The organism is Actinomycetota bacterium, assembly GCA_040757835.1.
In the GTDB taxonomy this organism is placed as follows: domain Bacteria; phylum Actinomycetota; class Geothermincolia; order Geothermincolales; family RBG-13-55-18; genus SURF-21.
In genome coordinates this window covers 13,373-37,481 of the sequence record JBFLWJ010000018.1, presented here as the reverse complement: position 1 = coordinate 37,481, position 24,109 = coordinate 13,373, and the positions used below count along the sequence as shown (strand labels likewise).

General features: G+C 64.1%; 20 protein-coding genes and 3 riboswitches. Of the genes, 6 read left to right on the top strand and 14 right to left on the bottom strand.

The window, feature by feature from the left end; genetic code table 11:
* The first annotated feature begins 185 nt into the window (after positions 1-185).
* Complete coding sequence (locus AB1384_12885) at positions 186-623, top strand: helix-turn-helix domain-containing protein (GenBank protein ID MEW6555167.1); 438 nt, start codon at positions 186-188, stop codon at positions 621-623.
* Between the two features lie 82 nt (positions 624-705).
* The gene (locus AB1384_12880) at positions 706-1,245 is read left to right on the top strand and encodes an SCP2 sterol-binding domain-containing protein (GenBank protein ID MEW6555166.1); all 540 of its coding nucleotides are present in this window, start codon (positions 706-708) and stop codon (positions 1,243-1,245) included.
* A gap of 123 nt (positions 1,246-1,368) precedes the next feature.
* On the opposite strand, the gene AB1384_12875 is transcribed toward AB1384_12880, so the two are convergent.
* The 4 genes from AB1384_12875 to AB1384_12860 all read right to left on the bottom strand — a co-directional run bounded on the left by AB1384_12875 (position 1,369) and on the right by AB1384_12860 (position 4,555).
* A complete protein-coding gene (locus AB1384_12875) occupies positions 1,369-1,656 on the bottom strand; it encodes a WG repeat-containing protein (protein ID MEW6555165.1) in 288 nt (95 codons plus the stop codon).
* Complete coding sequence (locus AB1384_12870; protein ID MEW6555164.1) at positions 1,628-1,792, bottom strand: WG repeat-containing protein; 165 nt, start codon at positions 1,790-1,792, stop codon at positions 1,628-1,630. The genes AB1384_12875 and AB1384_12870 overlap by 29 nt, the downstream gene beginning before the upstream one ends.
* Before the next feature lie 130 nt (positions 1,793-1,922).
* Positions 1,923-3,581, bottom strand: coding sequence for a class I adenylate-forming enzyme family protein (locus AB1384_12865; GenBank protein ID MEW6555163.1), 1,659 nt, complete (start codon positions 3,579-3,581; stop codon positions 1,923-1,925).
* A gap of 185 nt (positions 3,582-3,766) precedes the next feature.
* Entirely contained in the window at positions 3,767-4,555 is a 789-nt protein-coding gene (locus tag AB1384_12860; protein MEW6555162.1) for a 4Fe-4S binding protein, read from the bottom strand.
* A 145-nt stretch (positions 4,556-4,700) separates the two neighbouring features.
* Here AB1384_12860 and AB1384_12855 point away from each other — a divergent pair, with 145 nt between their 5' ends.
* The 3 genes from AB1384_12855 (at position 4,701) to AB1384_12845 (ending at position 9,914) form a co-directional block, all read left to right on the top strand.
* Positions 4,701-5,702: an aldo/keto reductase gene (locus tag AB1384_12855; GenBank protein ID MEW6555161.1), complete on the top strand. Its 1,002-nt coding sequence runs from the start codon at positions 4,701-4,703 to the stop codon at positions 5,700-5,702.
* Positions 5,703-5,782: 80 nt separating this feature from the next.
* The gene (locus AB1384_12850) at positions 5,783-6,883 is read left to right on the top strand and encodes a DUF362 domain-containing protein (GenBank protein MEW6555160.1); all 1,101 of its coding nucleotides are present in this window, start codon (positions 5,783-5,785) and stop codon (positions 6,881-6,883) included.
* A gap of 85 nt (positions 6,884-6,968) precedes the next feature.
* A complete protein-coding gene (locus tag AB1384_12845) occupies positions 6,969-9,914 on the top strand; it encodes a diguanylate cyclase (GenBank protein ID MEW6555159.1) in 2,946 nt (981 codons plus the stop codon).
* Positions 9,915-9,953: 39 nt separating this feature from the next.
* On the opposite strand, the gene AB1384_12840 is transcribed toward AB1384_12845, so the two are convergent.
* From AB1384_12840 to AB1384_12810, 7 genes are all read right to left on the bottom strand, one after another.
* Positions 9,954-11,780, bottom strand: a complete 1,827-nt coding sequence (locus tag AB1384_12840; protein MEW6555158.1) for a cobalamin-dependent protein — start codon at positions 11,778-11,780, stop codon at positions 9,954-9,956.
* Positions 11,773-12,384 carry a hypothetical protein gene (locus AB1384_12835; protein ID MEW6555157.1) on the bottom strand — a complete coding sequence of 204 codons (612 nt, stop codon included), beginning with the start codon at positions 12,382-12,384 and terminating at the stop codon, positions 11,773-11,775. Before AB1384_12835 ends, AB1384_12840 begins: the two co-directional genes overlap by 8 nt.
* Before the next feature lie 249 nt (positions 12,385-12,633).
* Positions 12,634-12,912 carry an RNA-binding protein gene (locus tag AB1384_12830; GenBank protein ID MEW6555156.1) on the bottom strand — a complete coding sequence of 93 codons (279 nt, stop codon included), beginning with the start codon at positions 12,910-12,912 and terminating at the stop codon, positions 12,634-12,636.
* 219 nt (positions 12,913-13,131) lie between these two features.
* The gene (locus AB1384_12825; protein MEW6555155.1) at positions 13,132-13,341 is read right to left on the bottom strand and encodes a molybdopterin-binding protein; all 210 of its coding nucleotides are present in this window, start codon (positions 13,339-13,341) and stop codon (positions 13,132-13,134) included.
* Between the two features lie 131 nt (positions 13,342-13,472).
* Positions 13,473-14,330 carry a substrate-binding domain-containing protein gene (locus AB1384_12820; GenBank protein MEW6555154.1) on the bottom strand — a complete coding sequence of 286 codons (858 nt, stop codon included), beginning with the start codon at positions 14,328-14,330 and terminating at the stop codon, positions 13,473-13,475.
* Positions 14,327-14,857 carry a molybdopterin-dependent oxidoreductase gene (locus AB1384_12815; GenBank protein ID MEW6555153.1) on the bottom strand — a complete coding sequence of 177 codons (531 nt, stop codon included), beginning with the start codon at positions 14,855-14,857 and terminating at the stop codon, positions 14,327-14,329. The genes AB1384_12820 and AB1384_12815 overlap by 4 nt, the downstream gene beginning before the upstream one ends.
* Positions 14,854-16,389 carry a molybdopterin-dependent oxidoreductase gene (locus AB1384_12810; protein ID MEW6555152.1) on the bottom strand — a complete coding sequence of 512 codons (1,536 nt, stop codon included), beginning with the start codon at positions 16,387-16,389 and terminating at the stop codon, positions 14,854-14,856. Before AB1384_12810 ends, AB1384_12815 begins: the two co-directional genes overlap by 4 nt.
* Positions 16,379-16,497: riboswitch (molybdenum cofactor riboswitch) on the bottom strand. Its footprint overlaps the gene before it by 11 nt.
* A 157-nt stretch (positions 16,498-16,654) precedes the next feature.
* Positions 16,655-16,773: riboswitch (molybdenum cofactor riboswitch) on the top strand.
* 150 nt (positions 16,774-16,923) lie between these two features.
* Between AB1384_12810 and AB1384_12805 the strand changes: the two genes are divergently transcribed.
* The gene (locus AB1384_12805) at positions 16,924-19,431 is read left to right on the top strand and encodes a DUF5719 family protein (protein MEW6555151.1); all 2,508 of its coding nucleotides are present in this window, start codon (positions 16,924-16,926) and stop codon (positions 19,429-19,431) included.
* 222 nt (positions 19,432-19,653) lie between these two features.
* Here AB1384_12805 and AB1384_12800 read toward each other — a convergent pair whose 3' ends face one another.
* The 3 genes from AB1384_12800 to AB1384_12790 all read right to left on the bottom strand — a co-directional run.
* A complete protein-coding gene (locus tag AB1384_12800) occupies positions 19,654-20,139 on the bottom strand; it encodes a hypothetical protein (protein ID MEW6555150.1) in 486 nt (161 codons plus the stop codon).
* 433 nt (positions 20,140-20,572) lie between these two features.
* Positions 20,573-23,302 carry an IPT/TIG domain-containing protein gene (locus AB1384_12795; protein MEW6555149.1) on the bottom strand — a complete coding sequence of 910 codons (2,730 nt, stop codon included), beginning with the start codon at positions 23,300-23,302 and terminating at the stop codon, positions 20,573-20,575.
* Between the two features lie 148 nt (positions 23,303-23,450).
* Positions 23,451-23,571, bottom strand: a riboswitch (molybdenum cofactor riboswitch).
* 80 nt (positions 23,572-23,651) lie between these two features.
* The coding region (locus tag AB1384_12790) for a DUF5719 family protein (protein ID MEW6555148.1) at positions 23,652-24,109 on the bottom strand (458 nt) is incomplete at its 5' end.

The following is a 24,109-nucleotide window of genomic DNA, read 5'->3' as shown; positions in this document are numbered from 1 at the left end:
GCCCAAACGATATCTCGAGCGTCTCCATCCAGCACGCCTGAAAGCGTTCTGCCGGATTCCCTGATTCCTTACCTCCTCTCTGAACGGACCTCTTGTCCTAGAGACACAACTTGACAGATTCTTTAGATAGACGTAACATAACGTGAAACAACGTAAAACAACGTTAGGTATATGGGAGATATCCATTGCGTACCTATATGAACACCTATCATGTGGCCAAAAGCCTGGGGGTCAACGTCCAGACGGTCCGCCACTACATCCGGCAGGGAGAGCTGCGCGCCGCCCGCGTCGGCAAGAGGTACGTGGTGACCCAGGAGGACATTGACGACTTCCTGGAGAGGAGGAAGCAGAAGCGGTCCCTGGAGAGCATCGGCCTCACCGACGAAGGACGGGAAGCGGTCTGCAAGATCAAGGAGGACGCGGACAGGGTCCTGGCGTATCTGCGCGAATGTCCGGGGGCGGGCGCCGACGAGGTGGCCAAGTCCCTCGCGCTGGAGACCAGGGAAGCGCAGAGAGCGCTGCGGCGGCTGCAGGAGAGGGACCTGGCCTACAGCGAGCCGGTGGGCGCGAAGCCTGACAGGCACAACGATCCCTGGTACGCGGGCTCGGGACGGGTGGAATAGCGCCCGCATCCGCCACGGCAGGAGCGGCGGGGCGGGCTTTATTGTCGGAAGGAAAGGGAAGGACCTGAAAGGGGGAGCGAACATGGCGGTAAACACGATCGGGATACAGGAGTACCTGCAGTCCTACGTCCCGGAACTGGTGGGGAAGCGGTTGGCGGAGAAACCGATGCCGGACATGGACGGCACCGAGTTCAAGCTCCAGGTGACCATCAACGGGGAGAAGACACTCGTGTTCGGGATATCCATCAAGGACGCGAGGGAGATCACCGTGACCGAAGGGGCCATCGACAGCCCCATGCTTGAGGTGGTCCTCTCGGACGACTTCGTGCGGCCCCTGGTGGAGCTGGCCTCGTCCTTCACCGGGCGCAAGCAGTACGACGCGGTCAGTCAGACCAAGGGCACGGTCGATCTCGACGTGAACATGCCCGGGGACTGGACCATGCCGATCCAGGCGGTCTTCAACGGCGCCTCCCAGCCCAGCCTGAGGATAGCCGGCTCGTCCGCGGACCTCGCCAAGATAGCGACGGGGGAGCTCAACGGACCCACGGCCTTCATGCAGGGCAAGATCAAGTTCGAAGGCGATATGGCTTTCGGCCTCTCCTTAGGCAGTATCTTCATGTAACGAGGCCGAGACCTTATCCACGTAGCGGCGGGGTCAGGCTTTCTGCCTGGCCCCGTCTCCCACTACTTGCCATGGGGCTGTGGTCTTTTCTCCGTAGGGCGGGGTCAGGATCCGTTCATCATGTTATGGTTGCGGTGCGATGACCATGTTCCCCGTGGTGTCTATATAACCGCACTTGCCGCCCTCTTCCACGTAAGCAAACCCCTCGTGGAAATCGCCGGCCTCGTCAAACTGCGGCTCGATGATCATGTTGCCGGAGGTATCGATATATCCGCATATACCGGATGAAGTAACCGTGGCGAGACTCTCGGAAAAGTAGTTTGCGTATTCGCAGACCGCCGCGATGGAGAGCTTGCCGTTCTTATCCAGGTATCCTTCCTTTTCATCTAATATCGATATAGCCGTATCCACCGTCGAGCCTAACGGCCGCCATACCCTCACTGAATGGACTGACCGCAGAAAAGCGCGGTTCGATCACGGTTCTCCCTGACCTATCCACGTGGCCATGCTTCGGGGGCCTGAAGGGATTCTGGCCCCCGCTTCCCATTACCTACCACGCGCGCCTGGTCTTTTCACCTCGGGTTGGTGCCAGGTCTTGCATGCGCCCCATAAAACCGCTGGTGCGATCAGGCAACGTACCGCGGTATCCAAGATCCAAGACCTGACCCCATTAATGGTCATATCTCCTTGAGCAGGTGTTTCATGATCTTGCCCCCGGGGTTCATGGGCAGGGGGGTGTCCGAGATGACCACGAAGTCCGGCACCTTGTAGTCGGCGATCTTGCCCTTGCAGAACTCCAGGACCTCCTCGGCGGTTATGCTGTGCCCGGGCATGGGGAACACCACCGCCTTGATCTTCTCCCCCAGAACCTGGTCGGGGACGCCGATGACCCCAACCTGCAGCACCTTGGGGTTCATGCTGATGAGGTTCTCCACCTCCACCGAATACACGTTCTCGCCGCCCCGCAGGATCATGTCCTTCTTGCGGTCGACGATGGTATAGAAGCCCTCCTCGTCCACGACCACCACGTCCCCGGAGCGGTGCCACCTGCGCCCCTCCGCGTCGATGACGAAACTCTCGCGGGTCTTGTCGGGCAGGTTCCAGTAGCCGCGGCACACCCCTGCGCCGCTGATGAGCAGCTCCCCCGCCTCGCCCGGCGCCACCTCCCGCATGTGGTCGTCCACCACCTTGAAGAGGGTGGGCGGGGTGGGCCAGCCTATGGACGACCCCCGCGCGATGACCTGTTCCGGCGGCAGGATGGAGCCCGCGCCCACCGAGGTGGTCTCGGTCATGCCGAAGCCGTTGCCTATCTTGGCGTTGGGAAAATCCTTGAGCATCAGTTCCCCCAACTCGGGCGGCATGGGAGAACCGCCCTGGAACATCAGTCGCAGTTGCCCGGCCTCCACCAGCTTCTGGTAATTGGGCTGCATGCGCAGCAGCCAGAACATGGCGGTGACCCCGACGAAGTAGTTGACCTCCTCCGCGACCATGGCCTCGATGACCTGGTCGGCCTGGAAGATGGGCATGACCACGGCCCCCGCCCCCAGCAGGCAGATGTTGAAGAGGGTGTGCAGGGCGGTGACGTGGAACAGGGGCACGGAGATCATCTGCTTTATCTTGAAGATCTCGTCCATGGAATACTCCTCCGGGATGAGGTAGGGCATGCAGCTGAGCTGGGCCATGGCGTTGGAGACCACGTTGCGGTGGGTGATGATGCTCCCCTTGGGCCTGCCCGTGGTGCCGCTGGTATAGCAGATGCTGCATATGTCTTTCTCGCTCACCTCGACCTCTATGTGGGGGGGCGCCTCCCTGGCCAGCAGGCTTGTGAAGGGGGGGCAGCCGTCGGTGCCCTCGTTGCCGGTGATGATTATGGACTCGAGGCCCTCCAGGCGCTCGCGCAGGGGCTTCACCCTCTCGTAGAGCTCCGCCTCCACGATGGCCACCCTGGCGCCCGAATCTCGCAGCTGGAATCCCAGCTCCTCCGTCTCCAGCCTGGCGTTGACGACCACCGATATGGCGCCGGCGGCGGCGATGGCCAGATAGCTCATGCAGAACTCCGGGTTGTTGAGGAGGATCATGGCCACGCGGTCGCCCTTTTCGATGCCGTAGTCCTCGATGAGCGAGGCGGCGACCTTTCTGACTGCCTCGTCGAGCCGTTTGCGGGTAAAGCGCTCCCCCAGGGTCGGAAAGACGAATATCTCCTCGTCCCCGTACCTGGCCAGGCCGTCCTGGAAGATGGCCATCAGGTTGGGGTACCTGCAGGCATAGGTCGTCTCCAGTGCCCCCTCGAACCACTCGTCGACGATCCCGTCACGCGGCCAGCCGTTTTTATACATAACATCCCCCATGATAAAGAGAAAATATGTTCACTGGTGTGTCGAGACAGCATAGACCTACCCCATGATTATTGCCTATAACGCGGCCTCTTGGGAACAGCTCCGGAAAAAATCACTGCCGGGGGCGGTTTCAAGGCCGAAGACGAGCCCTGGATATGAACGGGGCCTCATGCGGGACCTGCAGCTCAGTCGTATTTTACGTGTGAACGGATGCTCTTGTACGCCTTCTCCATGAAGTCGGGGTCGTCGATACGGATCTCGATGGCGCCTTCCGGGCATACGCTGGCGCACCTGCCGCAGGCGCGGCAGTACCCGCCTATCACCGCCCGGCCACCGTTGACCTCGATGGCCTGGATGTAGCAGTGTTTTACGCATTTGCCGCAACCGCTGCAGTTGTCCGTGACCGTCAGGCTTACGCCCTCCAGGCGCGGCTGCAGGGGGTCCAGCGACTTCAGGGGCACGTAGCGGGTATAACGGGTGACGCAGCAGCACTCACAGCAGAAACAGGTGGTGAGCATGCGCGAGCGGTCCTTGACGTCGAAGATGTAGTTGTCCGCCCTGACCTTTCCCACCACCGGAACCAGGCCGGCCTCGACGGCACGGCGGGCGTGTTCCTTCGCCTCCTCCACCCCCACCTCACGTCCCGGGAAGCGCTTGATCTCCAGGGCAGAATCCCCCATCATCAGGCAGCCTATCTCCACTGGATAGTGCTTGCAGCCGAAGCCTTTGCGGCAGCCGCAGTAGTCGATGATCACGCGGTGAGAGGCCTCCTCGATGAAGCGCTCGAGCAGCGCCAGTGGCAGGGGTACGTCGTCGGGCATGCGGATGCCGTCGTTGATGGGCAGCCAGCGCGCGTCGGTCTTGCCGCGCCTCAGCCAGGGATGCACGCGGTCGATCCCGGGGATCCTCAACGCGCCCTTGATCAAGGCCTCGCCGGTCCTGGCTTTCCAGCCTCCGCCCTTCTTCACCGCCACGGCCATCCCCCTCCGGTCATTTCGTCTCACGCTTGCCCGCATCGCTCGACCGGGCCTCGGTCCCCTGTGATTATTGCAGTATATCGCGTATGGTACTGATATATATACTGATTTCCCCACCTGGGGACCGGGGAAAGGCGGAGACATGACCAGAACCGCGCTGGCACAGATACCGCTGCGGCGCCTCGGCCGCACCGAAATCGAGATCACGCCCATAGGCCTGGGGACCTGGCAGCTGGCCGGGGGGAAGGGTTTCGACAGCCTGGTGTGGCAGGACGTGCCCGATGACGTCACCGACGAGATCATCAGCAGGGCGCTTGCCGGCGGCATCAACTGGTTCGACACCGCCGAGGCCTACGGTATGGGGCGCTCCGAGCGGCGCCTCGCCCTGGCCCTGCAGCAGGCCGGGGCGGGTGAGGGCGAGGTGCTGGTGGCGACCAAGTGGATGCCCTTCATGCGCACGGCTGCATCCCTGGGCAGGAACATCGCCGCCAGGCAGGAGTGCCTGCGGCCCTATCCAGTGGGCCTGCTCCAGATCCACCAGCCCATAGCCCTGTCATCGGTCAGGGCCCAGATGGAGGCCATGGCCGACCTGGTCGACGCGGGGAAGATACGCGCCGTGGGCATCAGCAACTTTCCCTCCCCCATGATGCGACGGGCCCATGCCGCCCTGGCCGCCAGGAGTATCCCCCTCGCCTCCAACCAGGTCAAGATCAGCCTGCTCAACCGCCACATCGAGACCAACGGCACCCTCAAGGCCGCGCGTCAGCTGGGCATGACCCTCATCGCCTGGTCCCCCCTGGAGATGGGGGTGCTCACCGGCAAGTTCCATAAGGACCCCGGGCTGCTCAAGAGCCGGCCGGCGGGCAGGCGGATGTTCATGCGCATGCGCATGGAACGGAGCCGCGATCTCATCAAGGCCTTGGAGGAGATCGCCGCCGCCAGCGGGGTTACAGCCGCCGTGGTCGCCCTGAGCTGGCTGGTTAATTTCTACGGCGAGACGGTGGTGGCCATCCCGGGGGCGACCAAGGTCAGCCAGGTCGAACAGAACCTGCAGGCGAACGAACTGAAGCTCTCCGAGCTGGAGATGGCCCGCCTGGACGAGCTCTCCACGAAGTTCAGGAGGTTGCTCCCCATCGGCAGGTAGATATGTAGACCATACCCGTCGCTAGTCCATTACAATAATGGGCAGCAGCGGCAATCGACCAAACGTCAGGGAGGTCGGACTTGGCGGAGAAAGAAACGGTGCTGGCGCTGGAGGCGAGCTACGACGCCGGGGTGCTGGCGCGGCGCATGCGGGAGGTCCTCGACACCTTCCCCCTCGAGCTCGAGGGCAGGAATGTGCTGGTGAAGCCGAACATGCTCGGTCCCTGGCCCGGCGAGAGCGCCATCATCACCCACCCCTTATTCGTGCGGGCCCTGGTGGACGTGCTCGAGGAGAGGGGCGCCCGGGTGCAGGTGGGAGACAACCCGGGCGTGCGCGGCTACGGCCGCGTCGAAAAGGTGTGGCGCAGCACCGGCCTGGAGGAGCTGCTGGGAGAGCGCCTGGTGAACTTCGCGGCCTCTCCCCGCAAGGTGACAATAGCGTCGCGCTTCCTCGACAGCACTTCCATCTCCTCCCAGGTGCTCGACTGCGACGTCCTCATCTCCGTCCCCAAGTTCAAGACCCACGTGAGCACGATCATCACCGGTGCCGTCAAGAACAGCTTCGGCTTCCTGGTGGGCGGAGAGAAAGCGCGCATGCACGCCGTGGCCCCGCGTTTCCGCGACTTTGGAGAACTGATGGTGGACATCTACCAGCTACGCGTCCCGGACCTGGTGATCATGGACGCCATAACGGTGATGGAGGGCAACGGCCCCTCCTGCGAGGACATCCGCGAGGAGGGCAAGATGCTCGCCTCGCGCAATGGCGTAGCCCTGGACACGGTGGTGGCCACGATGATGGGTATCGACCCCGCCAAGGTGCCGCTGCTGGTCGCGGCGGGCGAGCGCGGATTGGGCCCGGTGCGCCTGGAGGATATCGATGTGCGCGGACCGGCAGGGCCCATCGCCCACTTCAAGCAGCCCTCCACCGTGCCCCGCATGGCCTGGACGGCGCCCATCCAGGCCATGATGTTCAGGCTAGTCGCCCACCGTGCCCTGCGCGCCGAGCCGGGGCGCTGCACCGCCTGCCGTACCTGCGAGAAGAACTGCCCGGTCGGAGCCATCGAGGTGGACAAGGTGCCGGCCTTCGACGGCGCCAAGTGCATAAACTGCTACTGCTGCTACGAGCTATGCCCGGAGCACGCCATCATCCTCAACCGCTTCATCCGTTTCATGCAGAGGTGACCGCTGTGTCCCTGCCGCAAAATGACCTGCTTCCCTTTTGCTACAATGAGCGGGAGGAGACTACTGCTGAACCGCGGGGGTGACCTTGGAGGAGGACAGGCTGGAGGAGGCTTTCCTGGAGGCTCTCGACCGTGTCAACGAGAAGGAGCTGCAGGACAAGATGCGCGACTACCTCGAGCAGTACCACTCGCGTATCCAGCGCCTGGAACAGCAGGCCCTGCGTGACCGGCTGACGGGACTCTTCAACCGCCACTGCCTGGAGGACGAATTCGGCCGCATGGCCCGCAACCATACCGTCATCTCCCTGTTGATAATAGACATCGACTATTTCAAGTCCGTCAACGACCGCTTCGGGCACGATACCGGCGACCGTGTTCTGCAGGCCATGGCCACCTTCATCACCGATGCGGCGCGGGGCGACGACGCCTGCTTCAGATACGGGGGCGAGGAGTTCCTGGTGTTGCTCCCCGGCACCGATTCCCAGGGGGCACTGCGCTTCGCCGAGAGACTACGGAGCGTCATCGCCGACCGCACCCTGGAGATCTTTACCGTACCCATCACCGCCAGCTTCGGCATCGCCGAATCCCCCCGCCACTCCCGCCGGCTGGACGAGCTGCTGCACATGGCCGACCGGGCCCTCTACAAGGCCAAGCACGGCGGCCGCAACCGCACCGTGGTCTTCGAGGGAGATGCCGCCGTCACCGTGCCGCCTGGTGGCGCGGTCTCGCCCGGCCCCGGCGCCTCCCATCTGCCCCAGCAACCCACCGCATTCATCGGCAGGGAGAAGGAGCTTACGGAGATCGCCTCTCTCCTGGGAGAGGAGGACTGCCGACTCCTGACCCTGGTGGGACCAGGGGGCATAGGCAAGACCCGCCTGGCCCTGGAGGCGGCGATGCGAGCGGAGGGCGGTTATCCCCATGGCGCCTATTTCTTTCCCGGCTCGCAACTGTCGTCGCCACAGCACCTTGTCTCCGCGCTGGCCGTCTCCCTCGACTTCTCCTTCTACGCCGAGGGAGAAGCCCTGGCCCAGCTCCTCGATTTCCTGAGGGAGAAGAAGCTGCTGCTGGTCATGGATAGCTTCGAGCGTTTCATCGAGGAGGGCTCCTTGCTCCTGGCACGCATCCTGGAAGCGGCGCCCCAGGCAAAGATCATGGTCACCTCGCAGGAGCGGCTCAACCTCAAGGGCGAATGGATCCTGGAGGTCGGGGGCATGGACGTGCCCGACGACGAACGCGGTTTCAGTCTCACGGCTCCGGACGAATTCGACGCCATCAATCTCTTCCTGCACGGCGCCCGCCGGGTATATCCCGGGATCACTTTCACCATGGAGGAGAGGCCACTCATCGGGGACCTCTGCCGCTTCCTCGAGGGCATGCCCCTGGGTATCGAGCTGGCTTCGCCATGGATCCGCTTCCTCCCCCTCAAGGAGATCTGCGAGGAGATCGCCGGCAGCCTGGACTTCCTCTCCACCACCCTGCGCGACATCCCGGAGCGCCACCGCAGCCTGCGCGTGGCATTCGAGTATTCCTGGAACCTGCTGAAGCCGGAGGAGCGGCTGGCCTTCGCCAGGATGTCCGTCTTCCGCGGCGGCTTCCGGCGCGAGGCGGGCGAAGAGGTGGCAGGTGCCCCGCTGGCCCTGATCACCGCCCTCATGGACAAGTCCCTGCTGCGGCGCGGATCCAGCGGGCGTTACGAGATGCACGGGGTACTGCGCTCCTACGCGGGCGAGAAACTCGGCGAGGGCGCGGCGGAAGAGGAGCGTGTGAGAGACGCCTTCTGCAGCTACTATCTCCGCCTGCTGCAGGCCTGCGAATCGGAATACCTGCGAGCGCGCCAGGTCGAAGCCCTGGCCGCGCTGGAGGACGATATAGAGAACATCCGCGAGGCCTGGAAGATGGCGGTACAGGGCATGTGCCTGGAAGAGCTGAACCGCAGCGTATCATCCCTCTACCTATTCTATGACATCAAGGCCTGGCTGGAGGAGGGCGAGAAGCTGCTGGGTGAGCTGGTCGCCGCGGTACGCGCTTCCGCGGGCGAAGGCGGATTGCGGCGGCGCATCGAGGAGGAGCTGGTGGCCAGGGCCGTCACCCGCCAGGGATGCCTGGCCTTGCGCATGGGTATGCACGAAAAGGCCTCGGAACTCCTGGATGAGGGGCTGCGCATATTGCGCGGACTGGATATGCAGGAGGAGGTTGCCTTCAACCTCATCTTCTCCGGCATGCTCTCCGAGCGCACCGGCGATTACGCGCGCGCTTCCGGACTTTACCGGGAGAGCCTTGACATCTACCGGGAGCTGGACAACCGGCGTGGGGTGGCTACGGCCCTGCTCAACCAGGCCATCCACTCCGTCGTCGGCTACGAGGAGGCCAGGAAGCTCTACCTGGAGAGCCTGGAGATCTACCGTGAACTCGGCGACCTGCGGGGCATGAGCATCAGCATCAACAACCTGGGGGTGGCATGTTTCTACCTCGGCGAGTACGAGGAGGCCAAGCGCCACTACGAGGAGAGCCTGGCTATCGACCGGCGCCTGGGGGACCGCCGCGGTATCGCCATCGGCCTGGTAAACCTGGGGGAGGTTGCCGGCAAACTCGGCCGGAGGGAGGAGGCACGGGAGCTCTGCGGGCAGGGCCTGGAGGACTTCCGCGAGATCGGCGACCGTCGCGGCATGGCCAGCACCCTCAGCATCATCGGCCAACTGGCCATGGACCAGGATGACCCGGTGGAGGCGGCAAGCCGCTTTCGCGAGGCCCTGGCCGTCTCCGAGGAGATCGGCGCCGTACCCCTCTCCCTCAATACCATGGCCCAGATGGCCCTGCTGCTGGAAAAACGGGGGGAGAAAGAGCGCTCCCACGAGGTGATCTGCGGCGTCTTATCTCAAGAAGGGTGTGACGTGGAGACCAGGAACCTGGGTGAGGGGTTGCGTGACCGCCTGGCCTTCGAACTGCCTGCGCCCGCCTGCAAGCAAGTCGCGGACCGCGCCGGGAAGAGGTCCCGGGAGGACCTGGCCCGGGAGATGCTGGAGCGGTCGTGACCCGAGACTTACCTTCGATACGTACACGTGCGATGCACACTATCGAGAACGGGTATTTATGAACTCGCGGCAGAGGTCTACCCCCTGCTTGGGGTTGAGGGTCCAGGCGTCCGCGCCCACGTAGTCCCTGACCTCGGAGGTGGTCGGGCCGCCGCCGATGATCACGAAACACCCGTCCCGCAAACCGCTCTCGGCCAGGGAATCCACCACCTCGCGCATGGAATCGAAGGTGGGGGTGATGAGCGCGGACATAGCCACCACGCGGGCCCCGCTCTCCGACACCTCGCGCACGAATGCGTCGGGCTCCACGTCCACCCCCAGGTCGTGCACCTCGAAGCCGCCCACGCGCAACAGGGTGGATACGATGTTCTTGCCGATGTCGTGGATGTCCCCCCGCGGCGTCCCGATGACGGCCGCGCCCAGGATGGAAGCGGTCCCGTCCTCCGTCAGCATGGGCTCCAGTCGCGCCATTACCTCCTTGAAGATCTCGGCCGAGATGATCAGCTCCGAGAGGAAGTACTCGCCCGAGCTGTAGAGCTCCCCCACCAGCTCCATCCCCTCCCGGCACTCCTCCAGGATGCGCCAGGGGTCCGTCCTCTCCCCCACGGCCAGGTCCACCAGGTCCTCTATCTCGCCGTAGCGCAGCTTCGCGAAGGCCGCGGCGATGGCCCCCTCCGGCATGACTACCTCCACCACCCCTTTCTCTACCGTAGCCGGGGCGGGGAGCTTCGCGGTGCCCTTCTTTCCGCGGTAGGTCTTTCCCGTCTCCACCATGGCCCGCAGGTTCTCCGCCCTGACGTTCACCGGGCATTCGCACCCCGTGGTGAGCATGAACCCCCCGCCGTCACCTACCTCGTCGATGAGGCGGCGGCAGTAGGCCCTGACGCCGTCGGGGCTCCCCAGGGTGAGCAGCGCCGCGGGCACGTCACCGCTGATGCACATGTGCCCGCGCAGCAACTCCTTGGCCTGGAAGATATCGGTCATGCCGTCGAGGTCGCACACGCACCTACGCGCGGGGAGCTTCTTGAGATAGGGCAGGTTGATCCCCCAGTCGGTGTCGAAGTGCAGCCACGGCAGGATACCCTCGGAGACGAAGGCATCGACGTAGGCCGCGAGGAACGGCCACTCGAAGCGTTCGAAGACCTCCAGGGGATAGTAGAAACCGGAACCGCGCTCCAGCACGATGAAAGCGGCTTTCCTGCCGTTGCCCTCACAGACCCGGACGGCGTTGGCGATGAGGTCGCCGCAGGACGCGCGCATGGCCGCCTCCACCTTGTCGGGCACCTCGTGGAGGTCCCGGGTGAACTCCACCAGGGTGCGGCAGAGGGAGAAGGCCATCATCACCGAGTCCACGGCGACCCCCATGAAGACGGGCATGCCCTCCGCCTCGCAGATCCCCATGTCCTCGGTGTAGAAGCGGTTGGACAGCTCCTGCATGGCCACGAGCTTCTCCCACGATTTGCCGCTCATGGACTCGTAATACTCTTCCCAGTAGGCGTTCCAGCCCAGGGCGGCGATCTTGTCGTAGTCCTCGCGCGGGAAGAGTACACGCTCGTCTATCTGGTAGAGGGCGTCCTCCGGGAGTTGCCTTCCCGGGATGAGGTTGCGCACCGGCGCGCCGCAGAACTTTCCCGGCAGCATGGGGTAGTAGTAATTTGGCTTGGAACCGATGTCGTAGCCGAACTCGCGGTAGCACCAGATCAACGCCTCCCGCGCCCTGTCGTGGTCCATCCAGGCCTCGCCCTGCGTGATGCCGTAGAGGCGGGGAGCCGCTGTGACCAGGATGGGAAAGACGGGGTGGCGGTCCACCGGCTCCAGGGCTATGGCGGCCCGCATCCTCTCCTCGGCCTGCATGGTCTCACTCACTGGCGCCGCCCAGCTCTTCAAGGGCCTTGATGGAAGCCGTGGGCCCCATCGATATGTGGGTCATGCTGACGACCATGGCGATTCCCTGGTTGACGAGGGCCATCACCCAGTTGTCCCACACCAGCCAGATGAGGATATCGACGATGGTTATCACGCCCAGGCTGAGGGCGCGGTTGGGCCAGGCGCGGTGCGCCTTCTCGGCCTCCGCCTGGTGCTCGAGCACTTCAATGGCCCGGTTCAGGCGCTCCTCCCGGCTTTCCCACCTCCCCTCGTCCTCGAGCTCCGCAAGTTTCCCGGCAAGGGGGAAGTGGTAGAGGTTGAGGAAGCCGGCGATGCTGAAACCTGAGCCACGCAGTCCACGCAATTCAGATATCCACTGGCCCAGAAAACCCAGGGACACCAGGATCAGTATCCCGATGTCGGCCCCCCTCGCCTTCTCGTCTTTGACCGTCGCCACCAGGATGCTGAAGGCCGCGATGAGCACCACGTAGAAGATGGTGGTGCCGATGAAGTACTTCCTGGTCTTATCCAACGACTTCCTCAGGGCGGCCAGGACCGCCGCCAGCTTGTCGCCCTCGACCTTGACCGTATCTACCGCAGCCATCTCGTGCTCCTCTCCCTGGAGATCGTCACCGCCCGTTCTATGCGAAATCTTTCTATAGCCCCGCGGGCATACCTCTAAGGCGTTATGCGAAGCGGCCTGTTAGTGGGAGGATACCCAGGAAGTGATGGCGGTAAACGGTTCGGGGAGATACATGCCGCATTCTTCCACACAATAAAACAAGCGGAGATACGCGACCTCCGCTTGTTTGATCTCGAGCTCCCCTTGCCCCTGAGGCGCGGGGCTATGCTCTCAATAGCGGTACGAGCCTGAGCCCCTTGACTCGGTCCTCTTGGGCCTGGCCTCGCTCACGTTGAGCGGGCGCCCGTCGACGTCCTTGCCGTTGAGGGCGGAGATGGCGGCCTGCGCCTCCTCCCCACTGGACATCTCCACGAACCCGAACCCGCGGGAACGGTTGGTATTGCGGTCCATCACCACCTCGGCGGAATCGACGGTCCCGAACTCCTCGAACGCCTCCCGCAGTCCCTCTGAACTGGTCGTGTAACTGAGGTTTCCCACATATATCTTCAAAACTTTCACCTCCTTCGCCTAAAAAAATCCCGAGGATACGGTCTCCTCGGGAAGACGAAAGATCTAACCTGAAAACCAATACGCGAATATTATAACAGAAGCCAGCAGGTTTCAAACACCTTTCAATGCGAGATCATCCTGCCATTATTTTCATGTCTCTACAATGACGGTCTTTCCAACCTCCGCCCCGTGCGCCCCCGGTCAGCCCGCCCCGCCGGCTCAGTCGACCCCGATCATCACGTTGCTGGCCTTGATGATGACGTAGACGTCCTTGCCTTCGGACAGCCCCAACGCATCGGCCGAGGCCTTGGTGATGATGGACACGACCTCGTCGCCGCCGGGCAGCTCCACGGCCACCTCGGCGTTCACGGCTCCGGGGGTCACGGCTTTCACCTTTCCCTTGATGACGTTCCTGGCGCTGATCTTCATCACTCTACCTCCTGTCTTGCTTCTCGTTTCACCCTGTTTATTTTCCCCCTGAGAGACCAATTAAAACGGTAGGGATCCGGCCGGGCAGGTTCTGCATTCCGCTTCGCTGTCTCGCGAGAAATACCGGACCTTCACTCGAAGACGTAGAAGAGGTGCTGGTCATACGTGTCCACGCCGAAATCCCTTATCAACGACTGGGTATCCGGCTCGAAGAGAAACTCCTGCAGGTCCCGGGCTCCCTGGATGTTGGTGTCGGAATAGACCTCGGGATTGGTCACGATAATGGAATAGACGTTTAGCAGCCCCGGGTCGCCCTCCACCATTATCTCGAGGTCCAGCGCCTCGTCGAGTACGATGAAGGTGGCGCGGTCGGTGATGGTGTAGGCGCGCTCCTCTTCCGCCGTCCTCAGGGTGTAACCCATACCCTGGCCGCTCTCCTTATACCAGTCGCCAGCGGGCTGGATCCCCGCCCGCTCCCATACGCTCATCTCCATGGCGTGGGTGCCTGAGGCGTCGCCGCGGGAGACGAAGGGTTGCCCGGCCTCATGGATGCGGGTAAAGGCCTCCGCCGCGTCGTCCATGCCCTTGATGCAGGCGGGATCGGCAGAAGGCCCCACGATGATGAAATCGTTGTACATGACCTCGCGGCGGCTCTCGCCCAGGCCATCGTCCATGAACTCCTTTTCCGCCTTGGGCTCGTGGGTGATGGTCACGTCGGCTTCCCCCTGCCTGGCCATGAGCAGGGCGGCGCCGCTGCCCACGGCGATGGCCTTTACGCGGTAGGGGTACCTCTCCTCGAAGCGCTCGACCAGCACGTCCAGGAGGCCGGAATCGAGGACGCTGGTGGTGGTGGCCAGTATGAGCTCGCTGCGCTCCTCCTCCGGGACGGCCGGGGACCCGCATCCCCATACCCCGCCCGTGACGACCGTCGCCGCGAGCAGCAAGGCCAGCGCCAGGACGGGACGCACGCGCAAAGCCCTACCTCTCACCGCACTATCTCCATCCTGGTGATGCGGTGGACCCAGTAGAAACCGTCCTCGCTGCCGACCACCAGCCTAACCGGTCCCTGTTCTTCGGGCAGGGAGGCGCCGTCCTCCTCCCAGGCGATGATGGTATCAGGCCGCATGGCCATCTCGTAGCCCACCTTGGCCACGTAACCGTCCCATGCCTCCATCCTCAGTTCCGTGAAGGGCCCCGCGACACCGCTGCTGGCGAGGACATCGGAGAGGCGCGCTCCCGTCCATACGCCCTCCTCCTCCATGCCGTTGGACCTCACCAGCACCGTCCTCACGTCGACCACCGGCAGGGACTTGATCTTCTCGGTGTCGATGTCCGGGCGCTCGCCGGCCGTATCGGAGACCTCGATGGTCCGGCATTCCTCGTACATCCCCTCCAGCCGCTTCTCGCTCTCCAGGAAGGGGGAGGCCTTTTTCTCCTCCCCGCAGCCGCAGAGAGAAGCGGCAAGGCATCCCGCGAGCAGCAGGACCGCAAGTGCGAGCGCAGCCTTTCTCGTCATCGCTTTCCCTCCCGCCAGAAGAGATAGAGCAGGGGCATGACCGCCTTCAGCGGTTGCGCCTGTATCGCCGCCAGCACCATCCAGTTCGCGCCGAACGCCAGCGCCGCGTTCCCGCCCAATACCGCCGTGGCGGTGGTGCCGGGAGCGGTCGCGGCGGGATCCGGCTGCGCCTGTTCCCGCTCCTGGCCGTTGTCACCCGGACTGACGGGGGCGGGCTGCGGCGTCACCGGCGTTGGGGCCGGTTGGGGTTGAGGGGCGGGCTCGCTCACCGCGCCGTAGACCGCCAGCGATCCCGCGGGGACCTCGCTCTCCCCCGGGGGCCGCTCTCCGGCCGGCACTGGCTCCACCTCCACGGCGTAGACCATCCTGGCGCAGAGCGGCGTGTTCGGCTCGCCTCCCTGGTCCTTGCTGCCGGGCACGCTCTGCGGCACGATCAACCGCAGGGGCCCCTCATCGCCGACCAGGGGGGCGCCGTCCTTCTCGTAGGCGATGATGACCTTCAGCCCTCCAGGATATACCTTCCTCGCATCGGCCAGGCTCAGCGAGACCTCGTAGCCGTCCCTGGCGATCACCTTCACGCCGCTGGCCCCGGGGGCGAGGCTCATCCTCTCCTCGATCAGGTAGGAGAGGGGCACGCCCCTGTAGTCCGCCTCGTAATAGGTGAAGGGCTCCTGCGATTTCAGGAAGGTGTAGTGGCCCGCGAAGGCGGGCATGGCGGCCAGCTCCCCCATGGAGAAGATGCGGCTCCCGGGGCCGGCCTCGCAGACGCTGCCATGCGGCAGTGCAATGGGCGCCGCGGCCACCAGCGCGGCGGCGAGGACCACGGCGGCCACGACCTGTGAGACATCCCGCTTCCTCTTCTTGTCCGCCATGCGTGCGAGGATGGCCGCCGCCAGGACCAGGACGCCGGCCAGCAGGGCGATGACCGGATAGACCGCGGAGAAGGGATAGGCCGTGGGGACGTCGCCGTATATCCACACCTCGTCCACGGGCACCCGCGCCGCATCGGGCACCGCCACTTCCTCGCCCACGGGACCGATCTCGATGAGCCTGACGTTGGACACCCAGGAAGGCTTGTTGACCTCGTCCTCGGAGTACTGCGGCATCACCAGCCGCAGCGGCCCGGAACCGTCCGGCTCCGGCTGAAGGACGTTGCCGTCCATCTCCCACGCCAGCAGGGGATAGAGACCGGCCGCGTTGGGCTCCTTCAGTTCCCCAAGGGTCAGGGTAGTGCCGACCGCCGGCCAGAAGTAACCGTCGGGTGCGATGAGTCTTACCTCCGCCCCGTCCTCATCTATCCCCTGCTCCTCCAGGAATTCGAACAGGTCGACCCCCGTGAAACCGGTGTCCTCCACCGTCTGCCAGTTATTGATGCTGTGGTAGACGGCGGTGGTCGCGGGGAGGGAGAGCACCTCTTCGTAGGTGACTGCCAAATGGTCTTCCGCGCCCACCTGGCGCAGGAAGAACAGGGTCATGGAAGCGGCTATGAGGACCGCGGCCAGAACGAAAAGCATGAGCGGCTTTCTGCCCATGCACCCTCCTTTCCGAGCACGGGAGGCCCGCCCGTTTCCCGGCGGACCCTATCGGCCCCCCACCATGGCTCCCGCTTTAGGCCGAGGGGCTCGGAGAGCGCCTACACCGCTAACTCTTATAGAAGCCTGCCTCATTGTCAAGTAATGGAGCCGTGCATGCGCTGGCCTCTTACCCGAGTTCTCCTGGTTGGGCAGGAGGGGTGTACAGCAAGGGCAAACACCAGCGAGCGCGGCTTGACAATATGCGGCTTTGATGGTAAACAGGCACCGTACGGTTTTCCGAGCAGTCTGTCCTAAGGCGCAAGCTAAGGAGGGCTGCCGATAGGGTAGGATTGGAAACGGTCCTGCCTCCCGTGTTTGGAAAGGGAGACCATTAATACGGCCTTAGCGAGGCGTCCCTTCCGCATGGGGGACGCCCCCATTGTTTCAAGCCGTCCTTTTCCTGCGCGGGGAGGACGGCTTTTCATATGTGGGGGGGCGCAGGGGACATCAGGGCCCCTCTGGTGGGAGCTAGACGGAATGGGAGGAATGCAAATGCGCAGATATATTATCGTTTTCCTGGGTGTGTTGCTCTGCCTTACCCTGGGCACGCCCCTGCTCGCGGTCTCTTCACCGCCGGCGGAAGAGGTGGGATTCGAGGCGGACGCCGTTTCCGGCTCCTCCCCCAACTACCGCACCTTCACCGAGATGGACCTGAAATCCATAAAGCAGTATAAGCAGACGCTGAACGGGGACGGCGACATCGTGAGCATCTCCGAGAAGCTGGCTGGCGGCCACTATACCTGTTCCAAGAACTCCGATCCCTTCACCTACTTCGAGCAGGACTGGAAGGGAGTGGACCTCTCCTATCTGCTTGAGCAGGAGGTGGGCCTCAAGGACGGCACCACCGGTATCAAGGTCATAGCGGAGGACGGCTACGCCGTTACCCTGACCCTCGACGAGATGCGGGGCAACGGCAACCCCCGCGGCCTCCCCACCCTCCTCGGTTACATGTACGGGGAGCCGAGCGAGAACAACCCCAACGCGCCGGACGCGACCGGGGCTCCGTGGATTGACCCCCTCCCCGCCAGCAACGAACTCACCCATGAGGACGGAGGGCCCTTCCGGCTCATCCTCCCCCAGCAGGTGGAGGGACCGGACCCGCGCAACGAGAGCTACGACTCTCCCGCCGGCACCGGCACCCCCAACTGGAACAAGGCGGTGATGTGGGTGAGGGCCCTCGAGGTGCAACCGGTGCCGCCGGGGATACCCGCCCTTGACTACGAGGCCATCCCCCCTGGTGAGATAGTGGTCTACGGCAACATCCGAAACCGCAAGACCGTCACCGTCGATCAGCTCAAATCCATCAAACCGGTCGCCGCGACCTATGCCTGGGAGGACAGCAGCGGCGGCACGGGCGAGACGGTCTGCACCGGCATCCCCGTGGATTACCTGCTCGATGAGGTCATCGGCCTGCAGGACAGCGCGACCGACGTCATGTTCTTCGCGGCCGACGGCTGGGGCTTCAAGGACACCTGGACCCTGGACGAGATCAGGGGCGCCTACGGCGACGACGGGCTCAAGTTCATGCTGGGCTGGAACAAGGACGGGACGGACCTGGGGCCCGAACCGGACGACGACGGGCCCTTACAGTTGATAAAACCGGCTTATGAGGCCAACCCCTATACCCTGAGCAGGTGGCTGAAGTGGGTGCGCGAGGTGCATGTCCTGCCCCTGGGGGACGACCCGGGCGTGGACGAGACCGTGGTGCCCACCGACCGCATCATCGTCTGCGGCGACATCGACGCGGGTAACGTGCCCAACGAGTGGTTCTTCGCCGAGGGCTACACCGGCGCCGGCTTCGAGACCTATATCTCCATCGCCAACCCCAACAGCTGGCAGACCCGCGTTATCGTGGACTACTTTATCGAAGGCGAGACCCCACAGCAGGAGATCCTGGACGTACCAGCCCGCTCCCGCACCACCGTGAACCCGGTGAACACCATCGGGACAGGCAAGGCCTTCTCAACCCGGGTCGAGGGCTATCACGGTGACTCCATCGTGGTGGAGCGGGCCATGTACTGGAACGGCATGGGCGGCGGCCACTGCGCCTCCGGCGTCAACGCCCCCTCCAATACCTGGTACCTGGCCGAGGGCTGCACCTCAGGCACCTTCGAGACCTACCTGCTGCTGGAGAACCCCGGCGACGTGGCAGCCAACGTGGACGTTACTTACATGAAGGGCGACGGGGACCTACCGGGCACGCCGGTAGAGGTGCCGGCCCGGTCCCGCAAGACGATAAACCTGGCCGCGGACGGGGCCGGCGGTCTGGTCGAGGTCTCCACCATGCTGGAGTCGGACCAGCCGATAATCGCCGAGCGCGCCATATACTGGGACAACAAGCGTGGCGGCACCTGCGAGTTCGGCGTCAATGCGCCTTCAGATACGTGGTACCTGGCCGAGGGCGCGACCAGTAGCCCTTACACCACCTACATACTGGTGCAGAACCCCAACCCGACGGACGTCACCGTCGATCTGTCCTTCATGACCAGCACCGGCCTGCAGGAGCCCCCCGAGTGGCAGGACATACCCATCGCGGGGGGCACGCGGCGTTCCTTCAACCTGGTCGAACACGTAAGCGACTTCAACGTATCGACAAGGGTGGCCTCGGAGGGGGGCGGCGTCATCGCCGAGCGCGCGATGTACTGGAACGGCATGGCCAGCGGCCATGTCGCCCATGGCCAACTGAGCCCCAAGTTCAGGTCCTACCTGGCCGAGGGCTGTACCACCGGCGGCTTCGAGACCTGGGTGCTGCTGCAGAACCCAGGGCCATCGGATGCGGTGGTCTATATCACCTACCAGACGGAGAACGGGGCCATCGAGAGAGCGCCCCTGCCGGTGCCCGCCGGCGTAAGGACCAATGTAAACGTAGGTCTGGACGTGGGCGAGACGACCGACGTATCCACCCTGGTGCGCTCCTCGGCGCCCATCGTGGCGGAGCGCGCCGTGTACTGGAAGGGCCAGATAGAAGGGACATGTTCGACGGGATACTCGGCCTGGTAAAAGACCAGGTTTAGGTTTCCTCCCACACAATAAGGGGGGTCCGCCCCAGGACCCTCCTTATTGCATTCTCGCAGCGGCACGTCTAGGATCGACCCCGGCCCGTGCCACCTTCTCTTTCAGGGCTGCGCGAAGGTCACGTCCAGCCAGCCGAAGATGCGCTGGTGGGCCAGGAGCAAGGCGCCCATCTGTACTGGGACACGATGTAGTCGACCACCGGCACGATCACGTTTTCCCTGTCGTAACGGAAGGGTATGCCCTGCTCGCGGATGCCTCCCCCTGACCGGGACCCTCGAAGGTCAGGCAGTTGTATCCGCGCCGCAACGCGGCCGCCGCTCCCCCGCTGTAGAGCTCCTTCTGGGTGCCGTCGAACCCGGTCTGGATGATGATGGTTGGCCGGGAAGTGCCCGTGCCGTCAGCGGCATAGAAGTATCCGGGGAGGGCGGTGTCCTCGTACGGGATGCTGACGGGCTCCATGGGGGAGTGAACAATTGCGCGGCCCGGGCGAAGCAGTCCCTGTTCCTCGCGATGCTCTCCCTGATGCGCGGATCGGTGGGGTCGCCGTGCAGGTAGAACTCGGATGGCGTAATAGGTCGAGGCCCTCAGGTAGGCCTCGCGGGCGCTCACCTCGTGCCCCGCCGCCATGCCATCGTCCGCGATGCCCCGCACGCGCTCCGCCGTAGCGTACCACTCCTCGTACCAGCTGTTCACGTCGCCCTCGGTGATGCGCTCCGCGGTTGAAACTCACTCGCCTATGTCCGCATGTCCGCAGGCGATGCTCCCCAGGGCACGCATGAGCTGGAACTGCAACTCCGGGTCCGAGAAGACCAGGGTGGGGCCCTCCTGGCCGCTCGTGGCTTGCGGTCATTCGCGCTGCCACAACCCGCAACAGCGAGCATGGTGGCCAACATGGCGATGACCAGGATCGTCGGTAACCTTTTCAGCTGGATTCTCCTCACGGCCGTCCGCTTCTCGACTCATTATCATTTCGGTAGAAACGAGCTTCGAGACAATAGCCGTTATCTTCAAGAATAAGAAGACCCGGTAGAAAGAGGCCGGGGGGCTAGCTCCCCCGGCCTCATGCTCGGCTCCGGCCGGTTAAAGGGGCCTGGCCCGTACCGCCGCCGGGCCCCTGGCATTCCTTCTACTTCACGGTGAAGACCGCTCCCACCGAGGTACCACCCGGCGTGGTCACCTTGATCAGGGTGGGGCCCGCGGCCATTGCGGGCACCTTCACCTTTATCTGGTTGTTGGACCAGGATACGTACTGGGTCACCGGGGTGTTCCCGAAGGTCACCGTCGAGGTCTTGCGCCTGTCCCCGAAGCCGTTGCCTGTGAGGGTCACCACCGTCCCGGGGGCTCCCGACATGGGAGAGAACCTGGTGACGCGGGGCACAACCTTGAAGGGCATGAGGTTGGAACGGCCTCCAGTCGTCTCCACCGCGACGTTTATCGACCCGTAGGCCGCGGCCGGTACCTTGCACACGATCTCGTTGTTCGACCAGGACACGTAGCTGGTTACCTGGACACCCCCAAACCTCACGAAGGACGTGCCCTTTGTGTCCCCGAAGCCGCTCCCGCTGACGGTGACCACCGTCCAGGCCACGCCCGACTTGGGTGCCACCTTGGAGATAAACGGCAGCACGCTGAAGGGAACGGCGTTGGAGGTCCCCTTGTCGGTGGTGAGCGTGAGGTTGACCAGGCCGGCGGAGCCCGGCGGCACCTTGCATACAACCTGGGTATCGGACCAGGACTCGATGTACGCGGCGTTCACGCTCCCGAAGCTCACGAACGAGGTGCCCTGCGTATCACCGAAACCGACGCCGGTGATGGTCACCAGCGTGTTCGTCTTGCCCGCGGTGGGAGCTGCATTGGTGATCTCAGCGTAAGGCTTGAAGTTGGCCACCAGGGTGCGGTCGGCCTCGGCGGTGAAGGAGTAGTCCGCGTTGGTGGAGACCTCCGCTCCCCCTTCGGTCCAGTTGACGAAGTACCAGCCCGGGTTCGGTGTGGCCTGCAGGTTGACCGGGGTCCCGTAGTCGAAGCCGCCGCCGCCGCTGACCGTGCCCCCTTCAGTGGGATCGGCCGAGACGGCGATAGTGTAGTTGTTGATCTCGAAGAAGGCATCGATGGTGTGGTTGGCGGTGACATCGGTGAAGTCATAGGTGGTCACCGCGCCCACGCTCGAGCTGTCCACCTCTACGTCGGTTATGTGGTAGCCGGTGCTGGCTGCGATGTCGTAATGCTGGCTGCCCCCGAAGGGCACCGTGGTTGCGCCCAGGGGCGTGATGGTGCCGCCCGCGGTGGCGGACGACGTTATGGTCAGGTCGGGGAAGATGTAGCCGTACACCAGGACCTGGTTGTCCGGCAGCGCATCGACCTCCGGGCCGGTGAGCTCGGAGATCCCGGCCGGTAGCGGCTTGACCTCGACGGCCCGGACGTTCTGTACCCAGGCGGAGGCGTTGGAATCGCCGCTGCCCAGAGGGTTGTAATTGATATTGGTGGAACCCGGGCCCTCCACCGCCTGCGGCATCACCGAGCGGAAGGGCCCGGTGTCGTAGGTGGTCGGCGTCACCGGGGCCACGGAGGGAAAGCCCCCGGTGCCGTCCATGAGGCCGTTGAGGGCCAGCGGGTTGGTGATGCGCGTGCCGGAGAGGTAGCCCAGGAGGGTCTTCAAGCCGCGGGGGTTGGAGTTGCCCCGCATCTGGGCCATGGTGAGATCGGCGGCATAATAACTGTCCCCGCCCTGAATCTTGATGCCAGTGGCGGTGGCGGGGATGCCGACGTCGGTCTCCAGCAGCCACTGCAGGTCCACCCCCAGCCAGTCCTGCTCCCGGTAGGTAGTGGCGGCGTTCTGGGAGGTGTAATGCCCGCCGCTCTGGGTCATGGCCTTGAGGGCCGTCTCCGTGTACATCTTGGAGAAGACGATGAAGGGGACGGCGTTGGTGACCCCGTTCGGGACCATCGCGGTCACCTGGACGTTGCCGGTGGCTTCCGCGGGCACCCTGCACTTGATCTCCTGGGGGCCCCAGGAAGTGTAGCTGGTGGCCTGGACGCCGCCGAAATTCACGTAAGAGGTCCCCTGGGTGGTGCCGAAGCCGTAGCCGGTGATGGTCACCTCGGTGCCGGCGATGCCCACCTGCGGCGAGACGTCCGTGATGGACTGGGGCTGGATATTGCCGTAGACGAGGATCTGGTCGTCGGGGAGCGCGCCGAGTTCGGCTGCCGAGAGTTCCGTCATGCCGGCCGGCAGCGGCAGGACTTCGATGGCCCTGACCAGCTTCACGGACTTGCTCCAGTTGCCCGCGGTACCGGTGCCGGGAGGCGAATAGGCGGTGTTGGAAGAGCTTGGCCCCTCTATCGTCTGTGGCAACACCGAGCGGAAGGGGCCGTCGGCGTTGCTCACCAGTGTGTCCGGGGTCAACGGCGCGACCCATGGCGCCCCGACCGGGTCGGGGGCGTGGGGGTTGTCGGCGCTGGCCGTCGCGTACATGTAGGCGAGGAGGGTCTTGAGGCCGCGTGGGTTGCTGTTTCCCCGCATCTCGTCGAGGGTATGGCTGCGCCCGAATCCGTCATCGGCCTGGATCTTGATGCCGGTGGTACCGGGTGCGAGCCCTACTTCCGTCTCCAGCAGGTACGAGAGGTCAACTCCCTTCCAGTCCTGCTCGAAATAGGTATAGGGAGAGGAGCTCTTGGTGAGGGTGTAATGCCCGGAGAAAGTGGGCATCGACTTCAGGTAGGTCTCGGTGAAGACCCGGGTGTGGGGGTCGGGTGACGCCAGGGCGACATCCGGTCTTGCGGTCGGGCCGGCCAGCACGGCGAACAGCGTGCCCGCGCACAGGGCCAGCATCAGGAAGATTATCAGCGTTTTTCTCATGATGGACCTCCTCGTCTCTCGCTTCCCGGCGAAGTCATTCCCAGCGTGATGGTCCTCCGGAAGAGCGGTGGTGGGGAACTCGCCGCGCGCCAGTGAGAAGAGAGCTGACCTGAGAGAAAAACGCCTGTTGACGGCGTTAACTCCTCCAGCAAGCAGCTGAGGTCTTCCTTTCCAAGCACGGGAGGCGAGGCCGTTTCCAACCTGACCCTGTCGGCAGCTCTCCGTAGCCATGTGGCCTTAGGCGGAACTGCTCGGAAAACCTGCGATTCAGTGGGAAAATATCATGCGGGCACATACCTAGTCAAGCAACTGGACGGACCAAAGAACGAGCATACGACCCCTCATTGCGTCAAGGGGTGAAACCGGTGACGTCGTGTCCCCCGCTCCACTTGCCCAGGTAGTCGAAGTACATGGGGCGCTCGGCCACGATGGGGTCTTCGGACGCTATCATCACCGCCACTTCCCGGTCGGGTCCCACCACGGCGTTGACGCTTACCGTGGTGCGGGTGGTCGCGCCGATGGGCACGTCCTGCGGCTGGGTGGTGCCGTCCGGGAACATGTAGGTTATGTGGGCGGTGGTGGGAGTGTCCCCCGGGTTCATGAGGCAGAGGTACTCGTCGAAGAGGCCGGCCCCGGTGTAGCCCTCGGCGAAAAAGAAGGAGGTCTGGGGGGCGACGGCCCCGGTGACGTCGTGTCCCCCGCTCCACTTGCCCAGGTAGTCGAAGTACATGGGGCGCTCGGCCACGATGGGGTCTTCGGACGCTATCATCACCGCCACTTCCCGGTCGGGTCCCACCACGGCGTTGA

Excerpts from the sequence above, each read along its gene's own strand:
- AB1384_12880 (MEW6555166.1), top strand. The coding sequence starts at position 706 with ATGGCGGTAAACACGATCGGGATACAGGAGTACCTGCAGTCCTACGTC.
- AB1384_12870 (MEW6555164.1), bottom strand. The coding sequence starts at position 1,792 with ATGGGAAGCGGGGGCCAGAATCCCTTCAGGCCCCCGAAGCATGGCCAC.
- AB1384_12865 (MEW6555163.1), bottom strand. The coding sequence starts at position 3,581 with ATGTATAAAAACGGCTGGCCGCGTGACGGGATCGTCGACGAGTGGTTC.
- AB1384_12855 (MEW6555161.1), top strand. The coding sequence starts at position 4,701 with ATGACCAGAACCGCGCTGGCACAGATACCGCTGCGGCGCCTCGGCCGC.
- AB1384_12835 (MEW6555157.1), bottom strand. The coding sequence starts at position 12,384 with ATGGCTGCGGTAGATACGGTCAAGGTCGAGGGCGACAAGCTGGCGGCG.
- AB1384_12825 (MEW6555155.1), bottom strand. The coding sequence starts at position 13,341 with ATGAAGATCAGCGCCAGGAACGTCATCAAGGGAAAGGTGAAAGCCGTG.
- AB1384_12815 (MEW6555153.1), bottom strand. The coding sequence starts at position 14,857 with ATGACGAGAAAGGCTGCGCTCGCACTTGCGGTCCTGCTGCTCGCGGGA.
- AB1384_12810 (MEW6555152.1), bottom strand. The coding sequence starts at position 16,389 with ATGGGCAGAAAGCCGCTCATGCTTTTCGTTCTGGCCGCGGTCCTCATA.
- AB1384_12805 (MEW6555151.1), top strand. The coding sequence starts at position 16,924 with ATGCGCAGATATATTATCGTTTTCCTGGGTGTGTTGCTCTGCCTTACC.
- AB1384_12795 (MEW6555149.1), bottom strand. The coding sequence starts at position 23,302 with ATGAGAAAAACGCTGATAATCTTCCTGATGCTGGCCCTGTGCGCGGGC.